The following is a 2,346-nucleotide window of genomic DNA, read 5'->3' on the forward strand; positions in this document are numbered from 1 at the left end:
GGGGCGTGCCGGGCAGCTCGAGGAGGCGGCAGTCCGGGGCCTCGCCCGCCCAGACCAGGTCGGGCATCAGGGCGACGGCGTGGCCGGAGGCGGCGAGGCGGATCTGCGCCTGCAGGTCGGCGGTCTCGAAGCGGACGTCCGGCTCGAAGCCCGCGACCCGGCAGGTCTGCTCGGCGAAGTGGCGGCTCGCGGTGCCGCGCGGCTCCATCACCCAGGCGGAGTCGCGGGCCGAGGCGAGGTCGACGACGGCGGAGTCGTGGCTCACGGCGAGGCGGATCGCGTCGGTCGTCAGGTCGCTGCGCACCAGTCCGGGCAGCCAGGAGGTCGAGTGGCCGGGGTACTGCTCGGCGACGACGAGATCGAACTCCCGCGCCCACGACGTCTCGTGCAGCGCACCCTCCGGCTCGCGCTGCACCATCTCGACCCGCACCTCCGGGAAGCGGTCGGCGACGGCCCGGAGCGCACCCGGCATGAGCGCGAGCGCGGCCGACTGGAACACCGCGACGCGCACCCGGCCGGTCACCGACTCCCCCGAGGCCGCGAGCGCCGCCTCCGCCCGCTCGAGCAGGGCCATCACCTCGCCGGCCGCCTCGACCAGGATCTCGGCCTGGGGTGTGAGCTGCACGCGCCGGCCCGCCTTCCGCAGCAGCTCGACGCCGGCCTCGCGCTCGAGCACGGCGAGCTGCTGCGAGACGGCGGAGGGACTGTAGGCGAGGGCCTCGGCCGCGGCCGCGAGAGTGCCGCGGATGGCCACCTCGCGGAGCAGGACCAGGCGGCGGACATCGAGCACGGCGTCTCTCCGATCGTTCAGCTGAGCTGACCGGTACCGGTAAGGAACGGTCGCTTCTGCTCAACGGTAGTCGGTCGAATACTGAAGGCACCCACCTCAGAGCAGAAGGACCGCACCATGACGGATCTCGCCAGCCCCGCTCTCGCCACCGGCCCCGCCGCCACCGGCCCCGCCGCCGACGGCCCGTCCGCCGATTCGATCGATCCCCGCCTGGTCGATGAGAGCGTCGCCCTGGTGCGGCGCTGGCTGCGCGAGGCGTCCGCGATCCCGATCGACGCCTCCGGGGCGCAGCTGGCGGGCGTGCTGAAGGACCCGACCGGCCTGGACTTCACGGTCGGCTTCGTCGACGGCGTCGTCCGCCCCGAGGACACCCGCGTCGCGGCGGCGGCGCTGAAGGCGATCGCGGGCGGCGTGCCGTCCTTCCTCCCGGCTCCGATGCGCGGCGCGGTCGCCCTCGGCGGCGTCATGGCGCCGCTCCTCCCGGACGTCGTGGTGCCGATCGCGCGCCGGGTTCTGCGGCGGATGGTCGGCCACCTGATCATCGATGCGACCGACTCGCGCCTGGGCCCGGCCATCGCCGCGATCCGCCGCGACGGCGTCCGGCTCAACATGAACCTGCTCGGCGAGGCCGTCCTCGGCCGCGAGGAAGCCCACCGCCGCCTGGAGGGGACGCACCGGCTCCTCGCCCGCGACGACGTCGACTACGTCTCGATCAAGGTCTCCTCGAGCACAGCCCCGCACAACCCGTGGGCCTTCGACGCCGCGGTCGACGACATCGTCGAGGAGCTGGCGCCGCTGTTCGCCCGGGCCGCCGCCTCCTCGCCGCAGAAGTTCATCAACCTCGACATGGAGGAGTACAAGGACCTCGACCTCACCATCGCGGTCTTCACCCGCATCCTCGACCGGCCGGAGTTCCTCGGCCTCGAGGCCGGCATCGTGTTGCAGGCCTACCTGCCCGACGCGCTCTCGGCGATGATCCGCCTGCAGGAGTGGAGCGCCGCCCGCCGGGCCCGCGGCGGCGCCGGCATCAAGGTGCGCCTGGTCAAGGGCGCGAACCTGCCGATGGAGCAGGTCGAGGCCTCGGTCCACGGCTGGCCGCTGGCGACCTGGAGCAGCAAGCAGGACTCCGACACGAACTACAAGCGCGTCGTCGACTACGCGCTGCACCCGGAGCGGATCCGCAACGTGCGGGTCGGCGTCGCCGGGCACAACCTCTTCGACGTCGCGTACTCGTGGCTGCTCGCCGGCACCCGCGGCGTCCGCGAGGGGATCGAGTACGAGATGCTCCTCGGCATGGCCCAGGGCCAGGCGGAGGCGGTGCGCCGCACGGTCGGCTCGCTCCTGCTCTACACGCCGGTCGTCGCGCCGGCCGAGTTCGACGTGGCGATCGCCTACCTGATCCGCCGGCTGGAGGAGGGCGCGTCGAGCCAGAACTTCATGTCGGCCGTCTTCGAGCTCGAGGCCGACCCGGCGCTCTTCGCGCGGGAGGAGGAGCGGTTCCGCGCCTCCGTCGCCGCCCTCGACGGGGCCGTCCCCCCGGCGCACCGCGTGCCCGA

General features: G+C 73.7%; 2 protein-coding genes. One reads left to right on the forward strand and one right to left on the reverse strand.

Features of this window, described 5'->3' with window-relative positions:
• A partial coding sequence (locus C5C27_RS17280; RefSeq protein WP_104315016.1) for a LysR family transcriptional regulator occupies positions 1-790 on the reverse strand: 790 nt, incomplete at its 3' end.
• A gap of 117 nt (positions 791-907) precedes the next feature.
• On the opposite strand from C5C27_RS17280, the gene C5C27_RS17285 reads away from it, so the two are divergent.
• On the forward strand, positions 908-2,346 hold a 1,439-nt coding region (locus C5C27_RS17285), incomplete at its 3' end, for a proline dehydrogenase family protein (protein ID WP_181133586.1).

The organism is Rathayibacter sp. AY2B7 (assembly GCF_002931635.1).
Lineage (GTDB): Bacteria > Actinomycetota > Actinomycetes > Actinomycetales > Microbacteriaceae > Rathayibacter.